This is a genomic window from Tahibacter aquaticus (genome assembly GCF_004363655.1).
Lineage (GTDB): Bacteria > Pseudomonadota > Gammaproteobacteria > Xanthomonadales > Rhodanobacteraceae > Tahibacter > Tahibacter aquaticus.
In genome coordinates this window covers 608,814-628,045 of sequence record NZ_SNZH01000001.1, presented here as the reverse complement: position 1 = coordinate 628,045, position 19,232 = coordinate 608,814, and the positions used below count along the sequence as shown (strand labels likewise).

At 66.7% G+C, this 19,232-nt stretch carries 20 protein-coding genes; 7 read left to right on the top strand and 13 right to left on the bottom strand.

Going from position 1 to position 19,232, the window contains the following annotated elements; all coding sequences use genetic code 11:
* Positions 1-5: 5 nt before the first annotated feature.
* Genes DFR29_RS02505 through pepQ form a run of 4 tightly spaced genes read right to left on the bottom strand, consistent with a single transcriptional unit; the run spans position 6 to position 4,932 of the window.
* Positions 6-2,279: a serine/threonine-protein kinase gene (locus tag DFR29_RS02505; RefSeq protein ID WP_166653825.1), complete on the bottom strand. Its 2,274-nt coding sequence runs from the start codon at positions 2,277-2,279 to the stop codon at positions 6-8.
* Between the two features lie 10 nt (positions 2,280-2,289).
* Positions 2,290-2,859: an ECF-type sigma factor gene (locus tag DFR29_RS28935; RefSeq protein ID WP_166653824.1), complete on the bottom strand. Its 570-nt coding sequence runs from the start codon at positions 2,857-2,859 to the stop codon at positions 2,290-2,292.
* 29 nt (positions 2,860-2,888) lie between these two features.
* Positions 2,889-3,551, bottom strand: coding sequence for a hypothetical protein (locus DFR29_RS28930; RefSeq protein WP_166653823.1), 663 nt, complete (start codon positions 3,549-3,551; stop codon positions 2,889-2,891).
* Positions 3,552-3,606: 55 nt separating this feature from the next.
* Complete coding sequence (pepQ, locus tag DFR29_RS02495) at positions 3,607-4,932, bottom strand: Xaa-Pro dipeptidase (protein WP_133816965.1); 1,326 nt, start codon at positions 4,930-4,932, stop codon at positions 3,607-3,609.
* A gap of 478 nt (positions 4,933-5,410) precedes the next feature.
* Between pepQ and DFR29_RS02490 the strand changes: the two genes are divergently transcribed.
* The 3 genes from DFR29_RS02490 to DFR29_RS02480 all read left to right on the top strand — a co-directional run bounded on the left by DFR29_RS02490 (position 5,411) and on the right by DFR29_RS02480 (position 9,130).
* Positions 5,411-6,553 carry an NAD-dependent epimerase/dehydratase family protein gene (locus DFR29_RS02490; protein ID WP_133816964.1) on the top strand — a complete coding sequence of 381 codons (1,143 nt, stop codon included), beginning with the start codon at positions 5,411-5,413 and terminating at the stop codon, positions 6,551-6,553.
* A 131-nt stretch (positions 6,554-6,684) separates the two neighbouring features.
* Positions 6,685-8,091: a M20/M25/M40 family metallo-hydrolase gene (locus DFR29_RS02485; RefSeq protein ID WP_243745932.1), complete on the top strand. Its 1,407-nt coding sequence runs from the start codon at positions 6,685-6,687 to the stop codon at positions 8,089-8,091.
* A gap of 232 nt (positions 8,092-8,323) precedes the next feature.
* Entirely contained in the window at positions 8,324-9,130 is an 807-nt protein-coding gene (locus DFR29_RS02480; protein ID WP_133816962.1) for a M48 family metallopeptidase, read from the top strand.
* Positions 9,131-9,304: 174 nt separating this feature from the next.
* Here the strand turns inward: DFR29_RS02480 and DFR29_RS02475 are convergent, their stop codons facing one another.
* The 3 genes from DFR29_RS02475 to DFR29_RS02465 all read right to left on the bottom strand — a co-directional run bounded on the left by DFR29_RS02475 (position 9,305) and on the right by DFR29_RS02465 (position 11,670).
* Positions 9,305-10,267 carry a serine/threonine dehydratase gene (locus tag DFR29_RS02475; RefSeq protein ID WP_133816961.1) on the bottom strand — a complete coding sequence of 321 codons (963 nt, stop codon included), beginning with the start codon at positions 10,265-10,267 and terminating at the stop codon, positions 9,305-9,307.
* Between the two features lie 214 nt (positions 10,268-10,481).
* Positions 10,482-10,910 (bottom strand): peptidoglycan-binding protein LysM, encoded by a 429-nt coding sequence (lysM, locus tag DFR29_RS02470; RefSeq protein ID WP_133816960.1) that lies wholly within the window; start codon positions 10,908-10,910, stop codon positions 10,482-10,484.
* A gap of 19 nt (positions 10,911-10,929) precedes the next feature.
* Positions 10,930-11,670, bottom strand: coding sequence for a DUF937 domain-containing protein (locus DFR29_RS02465; RefSeq protein WP_133816959.1), 741 nt, complete (start codon positions 11,668-11,670; stop codon positions 10,930-10,932).
* Between the two features lie 151 nt (positions 11,671-11,821).
* On the opposite strand from DFR29_RS02465, the gene DFR29_RS02460 reads away from it, so the two are divergent.
* Together DFR29_RS02460 and rocF are read left to right on the top strand one after the other, a co-directional pair.
* Positions 11,822-12,151 (top strand): Hpt domain-containing protein, encoded by a 330-nt coding sequence (locus DFR29_RS02460; RefSeq protein WP_133816958.1) that lies wholly within the window; start codon positions 11,822-11,824, stop codon positions 12,149-12,151.
* A 134-nt stretch (positions 12,152-12,285) separates the two neighbouring features.
* On the top strand, positions 12,286-13,206 hold the full coding sequence (rocF, locus tag DFR29_RS02455) for an arginase (protein WP_133816957.1): 921 nt from the start codon (positions 12,286-12,288) through the stop codon (positions 13,204-13,206).
* 12 nt (positions 13,207-13,218) lie between these two features.
* Here the strand turns inward: rocF and DFR29_RS02450 are convergent, their stop codons facing one another.
* The 3 genes from DFR29_RS02450 to DFR29_RS02440 all read right to left on the bottom strand — a co-directional run bounded on the left by DFR29_RS02450 (position 13,219) and on the right by DFR29_RS02440 (position 14,992).
* Positions 13,219-14,082 carry a hypothetical protein gene (locus DFR29_RS02450; RefSeq protein ID WP_133816956.1) on the bottom strand — a complete coding sequence of 288 codons (864 nt, stop codon included), beginning with the start codon at positions 14,080-14,082 and terminating at the stop codon, positions 13,219-13,221.
* A 135-nt stretch (positions 14,083-14,217) separates the two neighbouring features.
* Complete coding sequence (locus DFR29_RS02445; RefSeq protein WP_133816955.1) at positions 14,218-14,547, bottom strand: YegP family protein; 330 nt, start codon at positions 14,545-14,547, stop codon at positions 14,218-14,220.
* Positions 14,548-14,659: 112 nt separating this feature from the next.
* Positions 14,660-14,992, bottom strand: a complete 333-nt coding sequence (locus DFR29_RS02440; RefSeq protein WP_133816954.1) for a YegP family protein — start codon at positions 14,990-14,992, stop codon at positions 14,660-14,662.
* A 165-nt stretch (positions 14,993-15,157) separates the two neighbouring features.
* Between DFR29_RS02440 and DFR29_RS02435 the strand changes: the two genes are divergently transcribed.
* On the top strand, positions 15,158-16,453 hold the full coding sequence (locus tag DFR29_RS02435) for a tryptophan--tRNA ligase (RefSeq protein WP_133816953.1): 1,296 nt from the start codon (positions 15,158-15,160) through the stop codon (positions 16,451-16,453).
* 103 nt (positions 16,454-16,556) lie between these two features.
* Positions 16,557-16,853 (top strand): hypothetical protein, encoded by a 297-nt coding sequence (locus DFR29_RS02430; protein ID WP_133816952.1) that lies wholly within the window; start codon positions 16,557-16,559, stop codon positions 16,851-16,853.
* Positions 16,854-16,869: 16 nt separating this feature from the next.
* Here DFR29_RS02430 and DFR29_RS02425 read toward each other — a convergent pair whose 3' ends face one another.
* The 3 genes from DFR29_RS02425 to DFR29_RS02415 all read right to left on the bottom strand — a co-directional run bounded on the left by DFR29_RS02425 (position 16,870) and on the right by DFR29_RS02415 (position 19,232).
* Positions 16,870-17,253: a VOC family protein gene (locus DFR29_RS02425; protein WP_133816951.1), complete on the bottom strand. Its 384-nt coding sequence runs from the start codon at positions 17,251-17,253 to the stop codon at positions 16,870-16,872.
* Between the two features lie 192 nt (positions 17,254-17,445).
* Positions 17,446-18,879: a dihydrolipoamide acetyltransferase family protein gene (locus DFR29_RS02420; protein ID WP_133816950.1), complete on the bottom strand. Its 1,434-nt coding sequence runs from the start codon at positions 18,877-18,879 to the stop codon at positions 17,446-17,448.
* The gene (locus DFR29_RS02415; protein ID WP_133816949.1) at positions 18,876-19,232 is read right to left on the bottom strand and encodes an SH3 domain-containing protein; all 357 of its coding nucleotides are present in this window, start codon (positions 19,230-19,232) and stop codon (positions 18,876-18,878) included. Before DFR29_RS02415 ends, DFR29_RS02420 begins: the two co-directional genes overlap by 4 nt.

Sequence of the window (19,232 nt, the reverse complement as noted above, 5' to 3'; positions counted from 1 at the left end):
CGGGCTCACGGCGTGATGCCGAGCTTCCCTGCCAGGGCTGCCTGTTCGCGCCAGCGTGTGCGGCCGGCATCGCTGGACAGCCAGGCCTCGCGGCCGAGTTCGTGACGCAGGCGCGCGGCGGTATCGGCATCGCGCGCAGTGGCATGGTCGGCGACGGCCCGGGCCAGTACGCCGACGCGATAGCTGTCGCTATGGCGCAAAGCCGGTTCGTTGCGGTGCAGTTCCAGCGCGGTGGCCAGTATGCCCTGAGCCTCGCCGTAGCGGCCTTGCGCATTGAGCGAACAGGCCTGTTGCACCAGCGTCTCCAGCTGTGCTGCGGCGCTGTCGGACGGATCTGCCGTCACCGGCGCCGCTGCCGTGGTCAGGCGCTCCTGCCACCGCGACAGGCTGGCTGCCGACGACGGCGCGTCCCCGTCGCCGTTTTCGTCGCTGGCCTGGCGCAATTGGGCGGCGATGGCTTCCAGGCTGGACTGCAATGCCTGCGCGTCGAAGCCAGCCGATGCCGTACTCACGCTGCCCGCCGGTGTCGCTACCGCCGCGGCGGCGGGCACGTCCATTTCTTGCAATTGCTGTCTAATCTTCCTGCTGTGCGGGTCTTCCGCATCAAGCTGCGGCAATGTCTGCTGGGCAAGCTCGCGCAGCAGTGCGGCGGCTTCGTCGGGGCGGCCGCGCGCCTGCAGCAGGCGGCTGCGTTGCAAGGCCAGTCCGATGCGCTGGCCTGGGTCCGGTGCCAGGGCTTCGGCCTGGTCCAGGCTCTGTTCGGCCAGGGCGATGTAACCCCGGCGCGTGGCCGCGGTGGCGCGGGCCAGCAGCAGCCGGAAGCGCGCCGATTGCGCGGCTTCGCCCGCTGGCAGCGTTGCCTCGGCCTGCTCCAGCCGGCGCAGGGCGTCATCGTCGGCACCTTGGGCGAGATCGGCTTCGGCCAGGGCCAGCAGTGTCGCTGAGTCGACGCTGGCAACCGCAGTGGTCTGTGCCGGTGCGAGTGTGGCCGCATCGCCGGTGGCTTCCAGCGGCAGCCTGGCCGGCGCAATCGCCTGCGGCCGCAGCGAATGCCACAGCAGCAGCCCGGCCAGCACAGCGAGGACCGCTGCTGCGCTGAGCCAGAGCGGACGCGCCTGCAGCCGCAGCAGCAGGCCTTGCCACGGCCTGGCGGCACCGCCGCCGGCGCGCAGTGCGCGCAATTCGCGTGCGAACTGTTCTACCGAAGCGTGCCGCTGGGCGCTCTGCTTGCGCAGCGCCTTGGCGCAGATGCGGTCGGCTTCGCCGCGCAGACGGTCGGCCAGCGCGTTGCGGTCGGCCAGGCCGCGCTGGCGCGCCCGCGCATTGGCGACACCCGCGGCCAGGCCGGCAAGGCGCAGCGACGGGGGCTGCGGCACCTGCTTGAGTACGGCCTGTTCGACCTGGCCGGCGCTCAGTCCCTGCAAGGGCAGCGGCGCTTCGCCACAAAGCAATTCGTATAACAAGGCACCCAGTGCGTAGATGTCGCAGCCTGGTCCGCTGGCATCGCCGCTGAGCTGTTCCGGTGCGGCGCTGCCGACCGAGAAAAAGCGCTGTGCCGTGGCCGTGCGTTCCAGGTGCTGCAGGCCGAAGCCCGCGTGCAGCGGCTTGGCGATGCCGAAATCCAGCAGCTTGGGCTGGCCTTTCGCATCGACCAGGATATTGCTGGACTTGATGTCCCGATGCACGATGCGGCGCGCATGCGCATGCGTCACCGCTGCGCAGACCTTCAGCAGCAGGCCCAGGCGCTGCTCCAGGTCGAGCTTCTGCGCATCGGCATAGGCCAGCAGGCTGGTGCCGTCGATCAGTTCCATGGCGACGTAGGGCGTGCCATTGCTGGTTTCGCCGCTTTCTACCAGCCGGGCGATGCCTGGATGCTGCAGGCTTTGCAGCACGCGGCCCTCCAGCTGGAAGCGTCGGCGCAGCGCCGCGTCGTCGCGTTCGGCGCGCAGGAACTTGATGGCTACCTGCTCGGCCGGATCGGCCAGGCTTTGCGCACGGTAGACCGTGCCCATGCCGCCGGCACCCAGGCGGTCGAGCAGGCGATAGCCCCGCACGATGCCAGGGTCGAGTTCCGCGGCCAGCTCCAGGCCGCGCAGTTCGCGCAGCGGCTGGGTCGGTGCGTCGGCGATCTGCGCATCGGCGGCAAGCAGTTCGCGCAGGCGTGCGGCTAATGCGGTGTTTTCCCTTTCAATACTTTGCAGCCGCTCGGCGCAGGCGGCTTCAGGCAGGTCGGCCAGTTCGGCGAACAATTGCTGCACGTGTTGCGCAGGCGCGGTCATGCCCCGGCGCTCAGCGCGACTTGAGCCAGTCGGCCAGCCAGGCGCGTGCATAGCGCCAGCGGCGCACCACGCTGGAACGGGAAATGCCGCAGGTTTCGGCAATTTCGTCGGTGTCCAGGCCGGAGAAGAATTTCAGCTCGACGATCTGCGCCAGCAGCGGGTCTTCCTTTTCCAGTTCGGTCAGCGCTTCGTCGACGCCGAGCACGTCGAACGCGGCGGCCTCGTCGCCAGGCTGCTCGTGCGCCAGTTCCAGCGGCAGCAGTACCTGGTCGCCGCCGCGCTTCTCGCTGCCACGTGCGCGCAGGTGGTCTACCGCCAGGCCGCGGATGATCTTGGCCGAGATGGCGAAGAAGTGTGCCCGGCTCTGCCAGTCGGTATGGCGCGCCAGGTGCAGGCGGGCGTAGGCCTCGTTGGCCAGCTCGGTAGCCTGCAGGGTCGGGGTCGCTGCGCCCTTGCGCAGCCGCGCCTGGGCCAGTTCGCGCAGTACCGGATATACCGCGCGCATCAGTGCGTCATCGGCATCGCGATGGCCGGCACGCCAGCGCGCCAGCAGTTCGGTAATCGGTGGATCATTGCTCATACGGGGGGCCTTGACGGCGCGGCGAATGGTCAGCGATGGAACAGGTCGCCGATGGAATCGGCGCCGGGTACCAGCCACTGCATCAGTGCGCCGGCCAGGCCAGCCAATACCGCGACGGCGGCGAAGCGCCAGAGTGTGTGGGCAAGGGCCGTGCTGAGCCAATAGCGGTTGCGGTCCATTCCGCGTACATGACGGTATAGACCGGCGGCCAGGGCCACATCGACCAGCAGCTCGGCCAGCAGCAGTGGCGCGATGGAAACAATGGAGAACGCGGCGAAGACAAGCGCTGCCAGCGCTGCCAGCGCAACCAGCACGACGCCTAGCAGCTCGCCACCATCGAGATCGAAATCCCAGCCGCTGCCGTTGGAAGATCCGCCGCCGTAGCTGCTGCTGTCGACGAGTTCGATGGCCAGATCTTCGGCCTCGCCGCTGCTGTCGTCGCGGTTGTGGTGCAGCCATATCCACAACAGCTGCAGAAACACCAGATAGGCAATCGCGGTCGCCAGCGGATAGCGCAGCCACAGCGTATGGATACCGGCCAGCAGCAACAGCCACGAGGCGAGGAAGCCGCTGCCGGCAGTGAGCAGGGAAATCAGCGTCATCGACAGGCGCGGCGAGGCCAGTTTCTCCAGCAGGCGGCGCTGGCGGTTTACTTCGCGGTTGCGGTCGAACAGTTTGTCGGGGTCGCGCATGGTTAGCCGGTGTGACGATGTCAGTATGACTTACGCATTTCGGTGTGCGGCATGCTCAGCCCAGTGCGGCGAAGGCGTCGCGGGTCAGATTTTCCGGCGTTTCGCCGCAGACCACGTCGTCTTCGATGCGGATGCCGCCGTAGCGGCGGAAGGCGTCCACTTTTTCCCAGTTCACATCGGCCGCTTCGGGGCGTTTTTTCAGTTCGGCCAGCAGCATGTCGATGAAATACAGGCCGGGCTCTATGGTCATGACCTGGCCGGTGTCGATGGTGCGGGTCAGGCGCAGATAGGGATGCCCGGCCGGCCTGGCGATGCTGCCGCCCGCATCCGTTTGCTGGAAGCCGCCGACGTCGTGCACCTGCAGGCCAATGTAATGGCCCAGGCCGTGGGGGAAGAACACGCCGGATACACCGCTCTCGACCGCGCTTTCCGCGCTCATGCGGATAAAGCCCTGCTCGTGCAGGATACCGGCGAGTACATGGTGGGCATGGACATGCAGTTGCGCATAGTCCTTGCCGGGCGTCACCTGGGCGCAGAACTGCTGTTGCGCGGCGTCGACCGCGTCGACCAGCTGCTGGAACTCCGCTGCGTCCGCGCCGGCATAGGTGCGCGTGATGTCGCTGGCATAGCCGTGATAGCTCGCGCCGGCATCGATCAGGAAGGAGCGCGAATGCAGCGGCGGATTGCGTTCGAGGTTGGTGTAGTGCAGCACGGCGGCGTGCTCGTTGAGACAGACGATATTGCCGTAGGGCAGTTCGTTCTCGGTCTCGCGCGCGGCGGCGAGGTAGGCCATCTGTATGCCGTATTCGGACGCGCCACTGCGGAAGGCCTGCTCAGCGGCGCGATGCGCCCGCGTAGCCAGGTGCGAGGCGACGCGCATCATGGCCAGTTCGTAGTCGGTCTTCCAGGCGCGCTGGTAATGCAGATAGTCGATGACGGCCTGCGTGTTGTCGGGCACGTGCTCGTCGATGCCAGCCGCGGTTTCGCCGAGGATGGCGCAGCGCTGCGGTTGCGGCGGCAGGTAGGCGGCGGCTTCGCGCGCCTCGCGCACGATGACGATGTCGAAATGCTCTACCCAGTAGCCGGCCGGGGCTTCCGGCACCACGTGCCAATAGTCGTGCGGCTGCAGGTAGATCAGCCGGGGCCGCTGGCCGGGCGTGATCACCAGCCAGGAACCCGGTGCCTTGGTCACCGGCAGCCACTGCTTGAAATGCGGATTGACCTGGAACGGATAGGGCAGGTCGTCGAGGAACTGGTAGTGCGGCTGGCCGGCGGCGATGACCAGGTGATCGCGGCCGGCGCGTTCCAGTGCGGCGCTGGTGCGTTGCTGCAGCGTGGCGAGGTGCGCGGGATAGAGCTGGCTGAGCAGGGCAGTGGGCATGGGGCGACTCCAGAGCAATGCGCCGATTGTGCCCGACCCCGGCCGGGCAGGGCCAACCGCGACCATGCTGCGGCGCGGGGCTTGCCCAGGCGTGTCACGCAAGCCGCGTCCGACAACGTAGGGCGCGATGAGCGCAGCGAATTGCGCCGCAAAGTCTGGGTGCGGCGAGGACTACAACGCGATCGTTGCAACATCCACCTGACTTCCTGCGCAGGCCTTGGCGAGGCGGCTGGTCTTAAATCGACGCAAGGCCTCCGCCATGTCTGCCCGCTGCCGCGGCAGGCCAGGCCAGGCCAGGCAGGCGCTGCGCGGCGGGTGCGAACGCGGCGACGGGCGTCATCCGCGTTTGCTGCAGTGCCGCTGTCGGCCGCCCGGCGGGCCATGGCATTGTTGCCAGGCTGGCGGCAGATGGGCCTGGCCACGCCGCCTTTCGTCCTGCCGCTACCGCTTTGATCCTGCTCATCCAAGGAATGCGCCCATGATCGATCGCCGCCAATGGCTGCAACTTGTCGCCACCGCCAGCGCCTGTGGCGCTTTGCGTGGACTGTTTCCGCTGGCACAGGCCGCAGCGCCGGAACCGGCCAGGCCCTTGCGCATCCTGATCCTCGGCGGCACTGGCTTCACTGGTCCGCACCAGGTGCGCTATGCGCTGGGCCGTGGCCACAAGGTCACTTTGTTCAACCGCGGCAGAAAGCCCAAGGAATGGCCGGGCGAGGTCGAGGAACTGCTCGGCGACCGCAATACCGGCGACCTGGCGGCGCTGAAGGACCGCGAATGGGATGTCTGCATCGATAATCCGACCACGCTGCCGTTCTGGGTACGCGACGCGGGCAGGGTGCTCAAGGGCAGGGTGGGTCATTACATTTTCATTTCTACCATTTCGGTGTACGCATCCAGCGCGGCGGCCGGCGCCGACGAAACGGCGGCGCTGGCGGCGTATGCCGGCAAAGACGCCATGGCCGAAACCCAGGACAGCGTGAAGGCCGACATGGGCCTGTACGGCCCGCTCAAGGCCTTGTCCGAGCGCGAGGCGCAACAGTGGTTCAAAGACGCCACGACAGTGATCCGGCCGGGCCTGATCGTCGGCCCGGGCGATGAGACCGACCGCTTCAGCTACTGGCCGGCGCGGTTGCAGCGCGGCGGCGAGGTGCTGGCGCCGGGCAGCGGCAAGGATCCGGTGCAGTTCATCGATGCGCGCGACCTGGCCGAATGGACCATCCGCATGGCCGAGCAGCGCGCCTACGGCATCTACAACGCAACCGGTCCGGACTATGCCTTGAGCATGGAAGCCTTGCTGCACGGCATCCGCGCCACCACCACAGCCGGCGCGCAGCTCACCTGGGTACCGGCAGATTTCCTCGCGGCGAACAAGGTTTCGCCCTGGAGCGACATGCCGGCATGGGTTCCGGCCGACGGCGATTCGGCCGGCTTTGCCCAGCGCAGCAACAAAAAGGCGCTCGACAAGGGGCTCAACTTCCGTCCGCTGGCGACAACCGCCGCCGATACCCTGGCCTGGCTGCAGGCACAGCCGGCCGAACGCCAGGCCAAGCTGCGCGCCGGGCTCACCGCCGAGCGGGAAAAGGAAATTCTTGCCTTGTGGAAGGCCAGGGCAAAGACCTGAGCCGGCACGCCGGCCGGGACGGGCCAGGCGGACTGCGAGGCCGGCGCGACTTTGGTCGGACAGGTCTTCCGGGCCAGGCCGCGGCGGAGCCGCCTGGGCTAGGCTTGGCCATCCACCTGCCGGGAATGGCCATGTATCGATCTGCGTTTGCGTCACTGCTGTTGCTGTCGCTCGCCGCTGCCGCCCAGGCCAAGCCGCCCACGGCGGACGAAACTGCATTCCGTGCGCTGTACAAGCAACTGGTCGAGATCAACACCACCCTGTCGGTAGGCAGCTGCACCAATGCTGCCGAGGCCATGGCCGCGCGGCTCAAGGCGGCGGGCCTGGCCGAGGCCGACATGCAGATCCTGGCGCCGCCGGAGCGGCCCAAGGACGGCGCCCTGATCGCGCTTTACCCCGGAACGGATGCCAAGGCCGAGCCCATCCTGCTGCTGGCCCATCTGGACGTGGTCGAGGCGCGGCGCGAGGACTGGGAGCGCGATCCCTTCACCCTGGTCGAGGAAAACGGCTTCTTCTATGCGCGCGGCTCCAGCGACGACAAGGCCATGGCGGCGGTGTTCACCGACAGCCTGATCCGCTACAAGGCCGAAGGTTTCAAGCCGCGTCGCGGCATCAAGCTCGCGCTGACCTGCGGCGAGGAAACCTCAGATACTTTCAACAGCGTGGAATGGCTGATGCAGACCCGGCCCGAGGTGCTCAAGGCCGCGTTTGTCATCAACGAAGGCGCCGGCGGCGAGTTGAATGCCCGCGGCGAGCCGGTCGCGCTGCAAGTGCAGGCCGGCGAGAAGGTCTACCAGGACTTCCATCTGGAGATCACCAACCCGGGCGGCCACAGTTCGCGACCGGTCAAGGACAACGCCGTCGTGCAGCTGGCCGGTGCGGTCGAGCGCATCGGTGCCTACCAGTTCCCCATCCGCCTCAATCCGATCACACGGGCGTATTTCCAGCGCCAGGCCGAACTGTCCGATGCCGCCGTGGCGCAGGACATGCTGGCCGTGCTGCGCGATCCGCCGGACGAGCAGGCAGCGCAACGGCTGTGGGCGCGCAATCCCGGCTGGAACGGCTCGCTGCGCACAACCTGTACGCCGACCATGATCGACGGCGGCCACGCGCCGAACGCACTGCCGCAGCGGGCCAAGGCGAATGTGAACTGCCGCATCCTGCCGGGCGAACCGATCGAATCGGTCAAGGCCAAGCTGGCGGAACTGATTGCCGACGACAAGATCGCGCTGTCGCTGTCGGGCAAGGCCGAACTGGCGTCGCCGCCGCCGCTGCTGTCGAAGGAAATTCTCGATCCGGTGCGCAAGGTGGCCGAACGCGTCTGGCCTGGCGTGGCCATTGTGCCGACCCAATCCACTGGTGCGACCGACGGCCGTTTCCTCAACGCGGCCGGCATTCCGACCTACGGCATCTCGGGCATGTTCCACGACGCCGAAGGCAGCCGCGCCCACGGTCTGAACGAACGCATCCGGGTGAAATCGCTGCTGGACGGGCGCCGGTTTCTGCATGAACTCGTGAAACTCTACGCTACGCAATAAGTGCAGCGCCGGTGTAGCCGTACGGCGAAGTGTCTGTCGCCGCCGTACGGCTTGCCCGCGTCAATGGCCGTCGCAACCTAATGGAGGAAGTTTTTTCAGTACTTTTGCGCATGGTTGTGCTGTGAAAAATTTCCGGTTCCTGCGCTTGTTTTTCGTCGTAGTGTGATGGCGCCGTGCGCGTGCTGTGTCGTCGCGCGTGGCGAACAAGTCTTCACTGCACGAGGTACAACCCATGCATTTCGGAATACGCAAATCGTTGGCCGCCGCTGTTGCGCTGCTCCTGCTCGCCACGCTGGCGCAGGCGGACGACAAGAAAGGCCTGGGCCTGGGCGGCCTGCTCGGCGGCAAGAAAGGTGGCAGCGACAACGAACAGTTGCTCGATGCCGGCGCCGATGCGATGAAGGGCCTGAGTCTTTCCGACGCGGACGTGGCCAAGCTCGGTGCTGAATCGGCCAAGGCGTTCGATGCGAAGAACACGATCGCCGGCGGCGGCGACAAGTACACCCAGCGCCTGGCCAGGCTGACCTCCGGCTACGGCAAGGTCGACGGCCTGTCGTTGAACTACAAAGTATATTTATCGCCAACAGTGAATGCGTTCGCCCTGCCCGACGGCTCCATCCGCGTCTACAGCGGCTTGATGGACCTGATGAGCGACGACGAGATCCGCTTCGTCATCGGCCATGAAATCGGCCACGTCAAGAACGGCCACGCCAAGGCGCGCTTCAAGACCGCTTACCTGACCCAGGCCGCGCGCAAGGGCGTGGCCAGCCGCGGCAATGCGGCCGGAGCCGTGGCGCAGTCGGAACTCGGCGGCATCGTCGAGAACGTGATCAAGGCGCAGCATTCGCAGAAGAACGAACTGGAATCCGACCAGTACGGCCTGAACCTGCTCAAGCGCAACAAGGTCGACCTGAAGGCATCCGTCAGCTCGATGCAGAAGCTGGGCAAGCTCGGCGGCGGCAAGGCCGATCTGCTGTCCAGCCATCCGGCCTCGGCAGAGCGGGTGAAGAAGCTCGAAGCGGCGATCGGCAAAGGCTAGTGGCCTGTGACGGATGAATCAAAAACAGCTCGCTTGCCCTGGCTGCGCAGGGCTTGCCGCTTACCCGGCCAATAGCCTGGGCTGTTGGCCTTGCTCCGCGGCGGCGTTCTGCATTGCCCGTCCGACCTGAGCCCTGTTCCGATTCATCCATTGCAGGCCATCAGGTGGCAGGCTTCAGGCAACCAGCCCCGGATCGGTATTCGCACCGCAGACGATTACGCCGACGCGTTCGCCCGGCTGCGGCAGATAGGCGCCGCTGAGCAGGGCGGCCAGTGCCGCGGCGCCGCCGGGTTCGGCCACGACGCGCAACTGCGTCCAGAGCTGGCGCTGGGCGGCGGCGATGGCGTCGTCCTCGACCAGCACGCTGGCAATGCCGGCGTGCTGCGCCAGCGCCAGCGCGATGTGGCCTATGCGCCGCGCACCCAGCGAGTCCGCGGCGATGCCGGCAACCTCGACATCGACCGGCATACCTGCGGCCAGGGCTGCGTTCATGGCGCAACTGCGCCGAGGTTCCACCGCGACGATGCGCGTGCTGCTGCCGTGCCAGGCCAGCAGCCCGCCGATCAGGCCGCCGCCGCCGACACCGACCAGAATGCTGTCGAAGCGACCGGCCTGTTGCTCGAATTCGCGTGCCAGGGTGCCCTGGCCGGCAACCACGCTGAACTGGTCGTAGGCATGTACGGCCAGCGCGCCGGTCTGTTGCTGGCGTTGCTCGCTCGCGGCCAGTGCTTCGGCGAAATTGCGTCCGCCCACGTGCAAGGTGGCGCCGTAGTCGCGCAGGCGTGCGATCTTGGCCGGCGCGGCGATTTCGGGTACGAAGATTTCTGCGCGCAGCCCAAGCTCGCGCGCGACATAGGCGACTGCAGCGCCATGGTTGCCGCCGGACGCAGCAATCAGTCCGTTGGCTGCCGCCTCGGTCTGTTCGAGCACCGTGTTGAAGGCGCCGCGCGGCTTGAACGAGCCGGTGTGCTGCAGCGATTCGAGCTTGAGCACCACCTCGGCGCCAGCCGCGAATCCCGCGCCGGGCGTTATCACCGGTGTCACGCGGATATGCGCGCCCAGGCGCGCGGCGGCGGCTTCGATGTCGCTGCGGCCTGGCCGCTGCACGGGGCTGGTTTGGCTAAGGCTTGTGCTCATGTCGATCCGCAAAAAAGTAGCCCGGACGAGCATAGCGCCTTGCGCCAGCCGATCCGGGCCAGGGAGTTTCTCAACGACGCGAAACCTGCCGTTGCTTCTGGAGCCCCCTTGAGTCAAGGGGCCCGCCAAACCCTTGCAACGCAAGGGTTTGGCGGGGTTGTGGAGACAAGCGGCAGAGCAAAGAAACCAAAGGCCGGACGCTTGCTCGACCCTCTCAGGGAATGCGCAGCATCTGCCCTGGATAGATCTTGTCCGGGCTCTTCAGCTGCGGCTTGTTCGCCTCGAAGATCTTCTCGTAGTCGTTGGCATTGCCGTAGAACTGCTTGGCGATCTTGCTGAGGGTGTCGCCGGCCTTGACCGTATACATGCGCGACTCTGAGCCGGTTTCCTTTACCGTCACGTTGTCTTCGATCTTTTCCACACCCTTGATATTGCCGGCGGCAAGGATCAGCCGTTCCTTGTCGGCCTGGGTAGCGGCGTCGCCGGTAATCTTCACGGTGCCGTCGACCCATTGCACGTCGACGTCCTTGACGCCGATTTCCTTTTCGATGTGCTCCTTGATCTGCTCGGGTGCCTTGGCCGGGTTGGCCACTGCATCCAGCACCTTGGCGCCTGCGTCTTTGATGAAATCGAACAGTCCCATGCTCATCTCCTGGTGTTGATCAACGCCGCGAGGCAGCAAGAACGCTGCTGCCAACATTTAGCAAATCCGACAAATCCACATCGCCGTCGCCGTCGCGGTCGAGCACGGCGCCGAGCAGGCCGCCGCCGACACCGCCGGACTGGCGCGTGCGCTGGGTTTCCTGGCCGAGCATATCGCTAAGTCCGCCCGGGCCGAGATCCTGTTTCTTGTTCATGCGTGCCAGCACCGCCATCACGATCGGCGCCAGCATGGCCATCAGCTGGCCGGCGTTCACGCTGCCAAGGCCGGTGGTCTGGCCCAGGCCCTGTTCGGCCTTGCCCTGGCGATTGCCGAAGATATGGCCGAGGATGGCGCCGCCGATGCCGCCGGCAAGTCCGCCGCCTGTGCCCTGGTCCAGCTGGCCGCCCGGCGCGTTGCTGCTGCCGCCCATGCCACCCAGTACCGCACCGGCCAGTGCGCCCAGATCTCCCAGGCCGCCCAGACCGCCGCCGCCCGACGCACTGCCGCCAGCGCCGCTGCCACCGAACAGGCCGCCCAGCAGGCCGCCCAGATCGACGCCTTCGTGTGCGCCCAGCGCACTGTGCAAGGCATTCGCGCCGTCTTCGGTGGCGGTGTTCTTGGCCATGGCACCGACCATCAGCGGCAGGGTCTGCTCGATGGCTGACTGGGCCTGGCCCTGGCTGAGGCCGAATTGCTGCGCAATGGCATCGATCTCGTTGTCGCCGATCTGTGCCATTACTGCATCGACTAGTCCGCTCATTACTGCCTCCTGGGTTCGGGGAGCGACACAGTACCACCAGCGCCGAATTTCGCATCAGAAGAGAAAAAATGTAACGTTCCAGCGCGAAAGGGCTGGTTCCTGTTACGTTGCCGACGAAACGTAACCGTACGGAAAATGGCGTACTCATTCCATGGACAAGCTCGACGAACTGCGCCTGCGTTATCTGAACTCCTTGCCGCAGAAAGGCCAGGATCTGCAAGCGCACTGGCAGCGGCTACTGGAGCATTCGCTCGACCGTGCACTGCTGGTGGAATTGCAGCAGCAAGTGCACCGCTTGAGCGGATCGGCGCCGGCCTATGGCTTCGACGAGATCGGCGCGCTGGCACGGCCGCTGGATGCGCGCATCGCCGAATGGCTGCGGGGCGAGAATGCGCAGCGGGAAACGGTGGAGGAACTGGTCGCCCTGCTCGCCGCGCCGGTGGCGCAGCTGGTGCAGGCGTTGCTTCACGCGCGGGGGTAGTGGCCGTACGCGCTAGACAATGTCATGCCACGCAGTCGGCGCCAGGGCTGCATGGCTGAAGCGCCGGGCGGGCGGCAGTACGCCGCCGCAGGCATGCGTGGGCTATCCTTGGGTTCTTTGCCGGTGCTGTTAGCATGAAGAATTACCCTCCGGTGGCCCTGATCGGCGCCCCTACCGACATCGGCGCCGGCCATCGTGGCGCTTCTATGGGGCCCGAGGCGCTGCGTGTCGCCGGTATTGCTCATGCGCTGGAAGAGCGCGGCCTGCAAGTGGTGGATCGCGGCAATCTGGTCGGTCCGATGAATCCCTGGCAGCCGCCGAAAGCCGGTTATCGTCACCTCGACGAGGTCGTGGCCTGGAACCGCAGCGTGGCCGACGCGATCTATCGGGAACTCGGCCAGGGCTATCTGCCGATCATGCTCGGTGGTGACCATTGCCTGGCCATGGGCTCGATCGGCGCGGTGGCGCGCTGGTGTACCGAGCAGGGACGCAAACTGCGCGTGCTGTGGCTGGACGCGCATGCGGACTTCAATACCAGCGTGATCACACCGTCCGGCAATATCCACGGCATGCCGGTCGCCTGCCTGTGCGGCTACGGGCCGCGCGAACTGACCGAGCTGAACGGTCCGGCGCCGGCCCTGCGGCCCGACCAGATCCGCCAGATCGGCATCCGCTCGGTCGATCCGGGCGAAAAGAAACTGGTCCGCGATGTCGGCCTCGACATCTACGACATGCGCTATATCGACGAGATCGGCGTCAAGCGTGCGATGGAAGAGGCGCTGGAAGGCGTCGATGCCGACACCCACCTGCACGTGAGCTTCGACGTGGATTTCCTCGATCCGTCCATCGCGCCGGGCGTGGGTACGCGCGTGCGTGGCGGCCCGAACTACCGCGAGGCGCAGCTGGTGATGGAAATGATCGCCGATACCGGCCGGGTCGGTTCTGTCGACATCGTCGAGCTGAACCCCGCCTTTGACAAGCGCAACATGACTGCCAAGCTTGCAGTCGACCTGGTCGAAAGTCTGTTCGGCAAGTCGACGCTGATGCGTGAGTAAGCAGCCTGCGCTTCACCAGTGGCGCGGCGGATCCGGCACGAAGTTTTCCGGGAACGGGTTGGGCTGCTGCGGCCGCGGCGGCTGCCGGCGCGGCACGATGCCGCGGGACTGCAGATTGGCGTAGGAGTCGTAGCGGATCGCGACGATCTCATACGGTTTGCTGCTGTCGCGCTCGAAATTGGTATAGCTGGCCGAGCTGGTTTCGCGCTGGCCGTGGCCGGTGCCCAGGGATTCCTGTTTCTGCGGCGCGGCGCGGGCAGCGCTATCGGCGGCGGCACCCGTGGCCGAGGCCGGCGGCGCCATGCCGGGTTTGGGCATGGGAATCGGTTCGCGGCGGGCGCGCTTGTCTTCGCTCTGGCTGCCGGCTTCGGCTTCGGCGGCGATACGGTCGTTGCGGTAGACCGGCGGCGGAGGCGGCGGTGGCGGTATGTATTTTTCGCGGAATACCGCCACGCCGATCACGCCGACATTGCCAGGGCGGCCGGTCTGGGCGGCATAGGACTGGCTCAGGGTGGTGAACTCGAACGCGGCGATCTCGTTCATGTTCTTGCGCCAGCCGGCGACTTCGGTGCTCTGGTAGGGCTCCAGTACGTAGCCGGTCTGCTGCGTGGCGGCGGTCTCGCCGCTGATGGCGTTGACGCCATCGACCGACAGCACGGCCAGGACCCGCTGGCCGCTGCTGTTGACGATACGTACGGCGTAGCGGTGTCCGGGAGCGCCGGGCACGTACTGGTCGGAACGATGGGAATACTGGGGAAGTACGGAACCGGTATCGCGGTCGACGATCTGCACGTCGACCAGGCGCCCGGCCTGGGCCGCGGTAGCGGCGAACAGCAGCGGACTCAAGGCTAGCAAGCCGTAGTGACGCAGGGACATGACGGAACTCCAGGTGGGGAAGCGCCCGGTCAAACGCGACCCTTCCCGGGCCGGGGTTAGCGATCTGTCCGCATCCGCAACAGCACCTGCCGCGCCAGAGGCATTCTGGCGCGGCTCAGCTGCAGCGCCGCCGGCCTATTCTTCGACCAGGCCTGCGTTGGCCGCGTGTGCGCCGACCGAGGCAATGCCGGCGTCGCGTGCCTTCTCGCTGTCGTACATCTCGCTGTTGCCGATGATCTGGCCGTTGCCGGCCTTCAGGCTGAAATGGAACTTGCCGTTGCTGGCGACCTTCTTTTCGAAGCGGGCCGGGTTGCCGGCATTGTTCTTCACCGAAACGACGCCGTTGCGCGCGCCGCTTTTGTCCACATAGCCCTGGCTGGCGAGAATGATCTCGCCGTTGCCGGCCTTGAGGTTGAAGTAAGTCTTGCCGCTCTTGCCGCTGAAGATCGTGAACTTGCCTGCCATGGGAAAGCTCCTCGGTTTTCGGTTTGCGAATCGGTTCCCCTGTAATGGCAAGTATCCTGCGCCCAGGCAGCGCTCGCCAGAGCCTGGCATAAGGATTTACACGGGATTGGGCCTATTGCCCGGGTATGCAATCCTCCAGCAGCGCCTGCGGCGCGAGTTCGCGCAGCTGGTGCAGTCCTTGTACGAGGTCTGCATCGCTGGCGAAGGCGGCGCTGCGGGCGATGGTCAGGCCCGCATGGACGAACAGGAAATGCGGCGTACCGTGTGCGGCGACGCGAAAATACCGGTCGTCGCCGACGCGCTGGCGCAGGGAAAACGCGTGGCCGTAGGCGATGCGGCGGCTGGGCCAGGCGACGCTGGTCAGTAGTACGCGGCCGTATTCGTCGCACAGGCGGAAGTAGTGATTGTCTGCCGCGTCCTGGAAGAGTTCGAATCGTGCCGGCATGGGAGCCTCGCTACTGGCGCAGCCCCGAGTATTCCGCCGGCAGGGCGCGTAGGCCAGTCAATTTCCACTACGCGGGGGCACAGGCTTGCGGTGCGCATTGGACGCCGGTTCGCGCCGGCGGCGGCCTTTGGCTACACTGGCCGGCCTTCTGTAGCGCGCTGTGCCATGAGCAAGATCCGCGTCCTTACCGGCATCACTACCACCGGCACCCCACACCTGGGCAACTATGTCGGCGCTATCCGCCCGGCCATCGAGGCCAGCCGCGGCAATGTCGATTCGTTCTATTTCATGGCCGATTATCATGCCCTGATCAAATGCGACGATCCGGCCCGCATCGCTCGTTCTCGCCTGGAGATCGCTGCGACCTGGCTGGCCTGCGGCCTCGATCCGGACAAGGTGTACTTCTATCGTCAGTCGGATATTCCAGAAATACCGGAACTGACCTGGCTGCTGACCTGCGTCACGGCCAAGGGCCTGATGAACCGGGCGCATGCGTACAAGTCCTCGGTCGACGCCAATACGGCGCAGGGCGAGGATGCCGATGCCGGCATCAGCATGGGCCTGTACAGCTATCCGATCCTGATGGCCGCCGACATCCTGATGTTCAACGCGCAGCGCGTGCCGGTAGGCCGCGACCAGATCCAGCATATCGAGATGGCGCGCGACATCGCCGCGCGCTTCAACCACCTGTTCGGCAACGGCCGCGAGTATTTCGCCCTGCCGGAAGCGGCGATCGAGGAGAGCGTCGCCACCTTGCCCGGCCTGGACGGACGCAAGATGTCCAAGAGCTACGACAACACCGTGCCGCTGTTCGAGGGCGGCGCGAAAAAGCTCAAGGAAACCATCGCCCGCATCGTCACCGATTCGAAACTGCCGGGCGAAGCCAAGGATCCGGACAGCTCGGCGCTGATGCCGATCTACACCGCCTTTGCCGGCGCCGAGGACAGTGCCGGCTTCCGCGCCGCCCTGGCCGACGGCCTGGGCTGGGGCGAAGCCAAGCAGCGCCTGTTCGAGCGGCTGGAGCGCGATATTGCGCCGATGCGCGCGCGCTACGAAACGCTGATTGCGCAGCCGGGCCAGATCGAGGACATCCTGCAGGCCGGCGCAGCCAGGGCGCGCGGCATTGCCCGGCCATTGCTGCAGGAACTGCGGGCGGCTGTAGGCCTGCGCGATTTCCGCGATCAGGTCGTAAAGCCCAAGGGCGACGACCTGGGCAAGGCCGGCAAGCCCCAGTTCAAGCAATACCGCGAAGCCGACGGCCTGTTCTATTTCAAGCTGATCGATGCCGACCAGCGCCTGCTGCTGCAAAGCCCCGGCCTGGAATCGCCCAAGCTGGCCGGCCAGTACATAGCCGCGCTGCGCGCGGCAGCGTCGCTGGCAGCGGCGCCGGTGGCCTTGCAACTGGGCGAAGGTGTCAGTGCAGCCGACGTCGAGGCGGCCCTGGCGGCACTGGCCGAATAGGCGCGACTGCGCCGGTAGCAACTGATCTGCGGCATTACGCCGTATGGCCTGGGCACTGCGCAGGCTACATTGTGGGTCTGTCGCTTTTCTGCCAGCTGCCACCATGAGCCTGCTTGCCCTGATCCTGTTTTCGCCCTGGTTCGCCATCCTCGCCTGGGTCTACTGGCGCTTTCCCGCACGTCCGGCCGGTGCGGCGCGGCGCGGCCTGGACCTGGCGGCCTTGCTGCTGGCGCTGCTGGCCAGCGCCGCGGCCATGTACTGGGCTTACGCGGCCAATATCGGCTTTGGCGGTGCGATCTGGAAACAGGTGATCGCCACCTTGTGGGGCTATGCGGCGTTCCTGTTCGTGCTGGGCGCCGCGGCGCTGCTGCGGCGCAGGCTGGACCGTTGCGGCGCCTGATCGCCGCGCCGGCGCGTCATTCCCAGCGGTTGAGGTGCGGGCCGAACTGCACGCGCTGCCGGCGCACGACGCAGAAGCGATGCCCGCTCGGCGCTTCCATCACCCACCAGCGTTCATGCCGGAAGGCAATCTTCTTCGCGCCCAGTGCCTCCAGGCGGGCGGCTTCGGCGGCCACATCGTCGGATTCGATATCCAGGTGGACACGGCTGTCGTGATCCACGCGCTGCAGCAGGATCATCGGTTCGTTGTCGGCCGTTTCCAGCTCGGCATAGCGGCCGTCGCCGTCCTGGTCGAGGCTGGCGATGGGCTTGCCCAGGGCTTGGCTCCAGAACTGCGCGGACTCGGCCAGATCGTCGACTTTGCAGTCGATTACCAAAGTACACAAACGGCTGTGGTGCATGGCGGCGGCTCGCGCTGTGGAGGCGTTACTGTATTCGCGGCGCCGGGGGAGGGGGCAAGCGCTCGCGGCGCTGGAAAGTTTCAGGTTCCCGCCAGTGGCCCTTGCGGCCGTCCTTTTGCACGGCTGCGCCTGTACCGGACGGGGCCGCCGCAGCGATGTGCTGGCACGTCGCTGCGGCGGCTCGGGGACGAATCAGGCAGACAGGGCCAGGTCGTCCAGCATGGCCTTGAGGAAGCGCGCAGCCTCGCCGCCGGTGGCGGCGCGGTGGTCGAATGTCAGCGACAGCGGCATCAGGCGGTGGGTTTCCACGCCGCCCATCACCGGCACCAGTTCGTAGCGCAGCTTGCCCGCGGCGACGATGGCCACACAGGGCGGCACCACCACCGGCGTGGCATAGCGGCCGGCGAATACGCCGAAGTTGGAAAGGGAAATTGTATATCCCTTCAACTCGTCGGCCGGGATGGAGCGGTTTCTCACCGCATCGCGCAGGCGGTTGACGGCCTGGCGCAGGCCGGCGGCATCGAGCACGTCGGCATTGCGCAGCGCAGGCACGAACAGGCCGTCTTCCGTATCCACGGCTATGCCCACGTCGACATGGGGATGCAGGGTGCGGGTGAGGTTGTCGCCGTCGAACCAGGCGTTCAGTGCCGGCACCGCCTTGCAGGCGCGCACCAGTGCGCGCAGCAGGCGCACGGTGATGTCGTTGCCGGGCTGCCACGCGTGCAGGTCGGCGTCGTCGCACAGCGTGGTCGGCACGACCTTGGCGTGGGCATCGGCCATCACGCGCGCCATGTTGCGGCGCACGCCCTTGAGCTGTTCCGGCTGGCCCAGCGCTGCGGGTGCGCTGGGCGGCGCGGTGCGCATGGGCTGGCCGCCGGCCGAAACAGCAGTGCGCTGCGGTGCCGCCGCTGCGGGGGGCGCTGCAGCCGGTGCCGGCGCGGCAGCCGGCGCAGCGGCAGGGGCTGGTGCCGCCTTGATGCCGTTTTTGGCCGCATCCTTGACGTCGTTCATGGTGACCACGCCGTCGGCACCGCTGGGGCTGACGCGGGACAAATCCACTCCAAGCTTTTTTGCCAATGCGCGCACCGCCGGCATGGCCTTGACGCCGCCGACCGAAACCGCCTGTTCGGCCACGACGCGGTTGCTGGCTTCCATTGCGCCGACCACGGTGCCGGAGTCTTCCCGCGGCTTGGCCTCGCCGGTCTTGATCTCGCCGCCTTCGTCCGAGGCGATGACTTTCTCCGGCGAACCGGCCGGTGTGGGTTCGCCGGCGCCCTTGGGCAATTCCGGCTGCGGCGTGGCCGCGGCATGTGCCGCGGCGGCGTGGCCGCCGCCGTGATGATGGCCGGTGTCTTGCGCTTCGGCGCGCTGCGGCAGGCTGGCGTCGAGTTCGACGTCGATCAGCGCAGCACCGGTCACGATCACGTCGCCGTTGGCGCCGTACAGCTTGATCACCTTGCCGGAATACGGCGAAGGCACTTCGACCACGGCCTTGGCGGTTTCCATCGATACCAGCGGCGCGTCCAGGCGTACGATGTCGCCCAGCTTGACGGACCATTCGACGATAGTGGCGTCGGGCAGGCCCTCGCCGAGATCGGGCAGGAAAAATGTCTTGATCGTGCTCATGCGTCGCCTCGTTCCTGTTCCATAGACAGATCGCGCGCGGGCAGCCAGCCCTGCGCGCCGCATTCGTTTTCAACCCAGTACCAGCCGCCGGCCTCTTCGATCAGGCGTACGCGTTCGCCGGCATTGGCATCGAGTTCCAGCGCCGAGTAGTCGCGCACGGCGCTGGCCGTCGTGCCGGTGGTCGTATCCAGATAGCGCTCGTGCACCCAGCCGCTGCGTCCGCCGGCGTCGGTGGCCCAGATGAATTGCGGCCATTCGCCGTCGCGCGCGCCCAGCGTCACGCGTTCGCCGCTGGCGAAGCGCACGGGGTCGGCGTATGTCCGCCGATAGTCGCGCAGCAGCCTGGCCATCAT